Here is a 4279-nt window from a genome sequence, read left to right as displayed (position 1 = left end):
GTGGTTGACGAGTCCCTGCACTCGTCGACCACGCACGGGCGGCGAAGCGCCTACCTGCCTGCCATCCGCTCGAGGCGCTCGATCCGCTCGGCCATCGGCGGGTGGGTGGAGAACATCCGGCTCATCTTCTCGCCGGTGCGGAACGGGTTGGCGATCATCAGGTGCGACTGTGCGGCGAGCTGAGGCTCCGGCGGCAGCGGCGCGGCCTGAGTGCCACGTTCCAGTTTCCGGAGTGCCGACGCGAGCGCCAGCGGGTCGCCGGTGAGTTCGGCGCCCGACTGGTCGGCCTGGAACTCCCGGGACCGCGACACCGCGAGCTTGACGACGGTCGCGGCGATGGGCCCGAGCAGCGACACCAGGAGCAGCGCGATCGGGTTCGCGCCCTGTCCCCCGCCGCGGCCGCCGAACATGTTGGCGAACATGGCGAAGTTCGCGAGTCCCGACACGACGGCCGCCATCGCGCCTGCCACCGACGAGATGAGGATGTCGCGGTTGTAGACGTGCGACAGCTCGTGCCCGAGCACGGCCCGGAGTTCCCGCTCGTCGAGGATCTGCAGGATGCCGCTGGTGCAGCAGACCGCCGCGTGGCGGGGGCTGCGCCCGGTGGCGAACGCGTTGGGCGCGCTGGTGGGGCTGATGTAGAGCCGCGGCATCGGCTGGTGCGCGGTGGTCGCCAGTTCCCGGACGATGCGGTAGATGACCGGCGCCTGCACCTCGGTGATCGGCTGGGCGTGCATGGCCTTGAGCGCCAGCTTGTCGCTGTTGAAGTACACGTACGCGTTCATGCCCACCGCGAACACGATGGCCAGCAGCAGAATGGTCGGGTTGCGGAACAGGGCGCCGATGAACACGATCAGCGCCGACATGCCGACCAACAGAACCAGAGTCTTCGCCCCGTTTGCGTAGCGCACGTCACGCCTTCCTTGTCGTTGTCACCCCGATCACGGTCGTCCGAATTTCGAGATCGTGATCATTCAACGAAACACGGTGGCGGGACGGTTCCCGTCCGGCGAACGAGATCGGGTGAAGACGAGTCCGGGTACTGACGATACGGCTCAGCCGACGCGCTCGATCGTGTAATCGACGAGCTTCACGAGGGCGTCGTTGGCGGGGCCCTGCGGCAGTTCGGCGAGCTGAGCGCGGGCCTGGACCGCGAACTCCTCGAGCTTCGCCTTCGCGGCGGCCATGCCGGGTGAGCGTTCGAGGAGCGCGAGGGCCTCGGCGACGTCGTCGTCGTTGGTGACGGGGCCGTCGAGGAGCACGCGCAGGCGGTCGGCCTCGGGACCCTCGTCACGCAGCGCGTACAGGACGGGCAGCGTGTGCACGCCCTCCCGCAGATCGGTTCCGGGGGTCTTGCCGGACTGCGCGGAGACCGAGGAGATGTCGATGATGTCGTCGGAGATCTGGAAGGCGGTGCCCACGGCGTCACCGAGCCGTTCGAGCCGCTTCACGTGATCGGCGTCCGCACCGGAGAACGTGCCGCCGAAGCGCCCGCACGCCGCGATCAGCGAACCGGTCTTCTCCCACACCACCTTGAGGTAGTGCTCGACCGGATCCTGCTCGCCGCGGAGCCCGATCGTCTCGCGCATCTGGCCGGTCACGAGTTCGGCGAACGTCTCGGCGATGATGCGCACCGCCTCGGGGCCGAGGGTCGACACGAGACGCGACGCGTGGGCGAACAGGTAGTCGCCGGCGAGGATGGCAACGCTGTTGCCCCACCGCGAGTTCGCGCTGGGCGCGCCGCGGCGCATCGAGGCCTCGTCCATCACGTCGTCGTGGTACAGCGTGGCAAGGTGGACCAGTTCGACGACGGTGGCCGCCGTGACCACCGACGGGTCGGAGGCCTTCGGTCCGAGCTGGGCGGTGAGCACCGTGAAGAGGGGGCGGAAACGCTTGCCTCCCGCCTTCGCGAGATGCAACGCCGCCTCCGTCAGGAAATCCTCCCCGTCGGAGAGCTCACTGACCAGCAGTTCCTCGACTTGCTTCAGTCCTTCACGGACCGTGGCGGCGAGCTGCGGGTCGCCGAGATCGATCCCGGCGACCGTAGTGCCCACTACAGCGTCGGCAGCGGTGTGTGCTGCGCCCTCGGTGCTCACGTTCTCAGTACCCATTCCTGTCGTCAGTGACGGCGCGGCTCCGCGCCGTCGGTGGCGGCTCGGCTACCACGGTAGTGAACCTAGCGGTTCCGCCGCCCGTCGGCCTCGCCGCGGTCGTGTAGCGAAGCCTGACAGGATGTAGGCGTGGTCGCAGCAGAACAGTCGCCCGCGGGATCCCCGCTTCCCACCGCCACCGACGTCCTCGTCATCGGTGCTGGTCCGGCCGGGTCCTCGGCCGCCGCCTGGGCGGCTCGTGCGGGACGTGACGTGGTCCTCGCCGACGCGGCGGTGTTTCCCCGCGACAAGACGTGTGGCGACGGACTCACCCCCCGCGCCGTCGCCGAGCTCGACCATCTCGGTCTCGGCGACTGGGTGCGGTCGAAGGGCACCAATCGCGGGCTGAGGCTCAGCGGGTTCGGGCAGGAGCTCGAACTCGAGTGGCCCGGCAGGTCGTTCCCGGCCGTCGGCAGCGCCGTGGCCCGCACAGAGCTGGACGACCGGATCCGCGCGACCGCCGTCGACGCCGGAGCGGTCATGGTGGAGGGCGCCAAGGCAATCGGCGTCGAACACGGCGGTGACCGGGTGACGGCGGTGACCCTGAAAACCGCCGACGGGACCCACACCGTCCGCTGCCGGACGCTGATCGTCGCCGACGGTGTCCGCTCCACCCTCGGCAAGCAGCTGGGTCGCGAATGGCACCGGGACACGGCGTACGGTGTGGCCGCCCGCGCCTACATCGCCACCGACCGCAGCGCCGACCCGTGGATCACGTCCCACCTCGAACTGCGGGACGCCGCCGGGACGCTGCAGTCGGGTTACGGCTGGGTGTTCCCCCTGGGCACCGGCGAGGTGAACATCGGTGTCGGCACCCTGGCCACCGCCAAACGTCCGGCACCCGGCGCGCTGCGCCCCCTGCTGGACCTGTATGCGGCGCAGCGCCGCGAAGAATGGAACTGGGACGGGGAACTGCGGGCCGTCGCGTCGGCGTTGCTGCCGATGGGCGGAGCGGTGTCGCACATCGCGGGCCGGAACTGGGCGATCATCGGCGACGCCGCGGCGTGCGTGAATCCGCTGAACGGCGAGGGCATCGACTACGGGCTCGAAGGCGGGCGCCTGGTCGCGGAGGTCCTCGACGCTGACGACCTGACGCGGCTGTGGCCGTCGATCCTGAGGGAGCGGTACGGCCGGGCGTTCTCCGTGGCACGGCGCCTCGCCGGTCTGCTGACCGTGCCGCGGGTCCTGCCCGCGTCCGGCCCGGTGGCGATGCGGTCCCGCGCGCTGATGACCGTCGCGGTGCGCGTGATGGGCAACCTCGTCACCGAGGAGGACAGCGACCTCACCGCCCGCGCGTGGCGGGCCTCCGGCCTGGTGTCGCAGAAGGTCGACTCGCGACCGCTGTTCGGCTGACGGTCAGCGCGTGGCGCGGTGCAGCGCGACGACACCGCCGGTGAGGTTGCGCCACTGCACGTTCCGCCACCCGGCCGCTTCGATGCGCATCGCGAGTTCCTGCTGGGTGGGCCAGGCGCGGATGGACTCGGCGAGGTACACGTAGGCGTCGGGGTTGCTGCTGACGGCGCGCGCGACCCGCGGCAACGCCTTCATCAGGTACTCCATGTAGACCGTCCGGAACGGCCCGAACACCGGCGTCGAGAACTCGCTCACGACGAGACGCCCACCCGGTTTGGTGACCCGGGCGATCTCGCGGAGGCCGGCGTCGAAATCGGAGACGTTGCGCAGCCCGAAGGAGATGGTGGCGGCGTCGAACACGGCGTCGGCGTAGGGCAGGTGCATCGCGTCGCCCGCGACCATCGGCACGTGGCGGCCGCTGCCTGCCTGCAGCATCCCCTTGGAGAAATCGGTGGCCACGCACCAGGCGCCCGACCGTCCGAGTTCGACGGTCGACACCCCGGTCCCGGCGGCGAGGTCGAGGACCCGCTCCCCCGGCTTCAGGGCCAGAGCGGAGCGCGTCGCCTTGCGCCAGCTGCGGTCCTGGCCGAACGACAGGATCGTGTTGGTGAGGTCGTAGCGCTTCGCGACGCCGTCGAACATCGACGCGACCTCGTGCGGATCCTTTTCGAGCGACGCCCGCGAACCGTGTGTAGTTGCCACGCCCGAAACGCTACCAACCGTGCCCGGCACCGCGGTCGGCGCCGGGCACGGTGGCGGGGCGATCACTTCTTGGA

4 protein-coding genes are annotated in these 4279 nt (G+C 70.2%); 1 reads left to right on the top strand and 3 read right to left on the bottom strand.

The features are described 5' to 3' along the window. Positions 1–50 precede the first annotated feature (50 nt). Both htpX and ACFTZB_RS43640 read right to left on the bottom strand, forming a co-directional pair. Positions 51–911: a zinc metalloprotease HtpX gene (gene htpX / locus ACFTZB_RS43645; RefSeq protein WP_276140361.1), complete on the bottom strand. Its 861-nt coding sequence runs from the start codon at positions 909–911 to the stop codon at positions 51–53. Between the two features lie 144 nt (positions 912–1055). After that, positions 1056–2111 (bottom strand): polyprenyl synthetase family protein, encoded by a 1056-nt coding sequence (locus ACFTZB_RS43640; RefSeq protein WP_378441928.1) that lies wholly within the window; start codon positions 2109–2111, stop codon positions 1056–1058. A gap of 129 nt (positions 2112–2240) precedes the next feature. On the opposite strand from ACFTZB_RS43640, the gene ACFTZB_RS43635 reads away from it, so the two are divergent. Continuing rightward, complete coding sequence (locus tag ACFTZB_RS43635; RefSeq protein WP_378441926.1) at positions 2241–3503, top strand: geranylgeranyl reductase family protein; 1263 nt, start codon at positions 2241–2243, stop codon at positions 3501–3503. Between the two features lie 3 nt (positions 3504–3506). Here ACFTZB_RS43635 and ACFTZB_RS43630 read toward each other — a convergent pair whose 3' ends face one another. Further along, positions 3507–4205 (bottom strand): demethylmenaquinone methyltransferase, encoded by a 699-nt coding sequence (locus ACFTZB_RS43630; RefSeq protein ID WP_378441924.1) that lies wholly within the window; start codon positions 4203–4205, stop codon positions 3507–3509. Between the last annotated feature and the right edge of the window lie 74 nt (positions 4206–4279).

Origin of the sequence: Rhodococcus sp. NPDC057014 (genome assembly GCF_042673295.1) — a bacterium.
Lineage (GTDB): Bacteria > Actinomycetota > Actinomycetes > Mycobacteriales > Mycobacteriaceae > Rhodococcus_F.
Note: the sequence above shows the minus strand (reverse complement) of the source record. Positions and strands in the feature narration are given on the sequence as shown.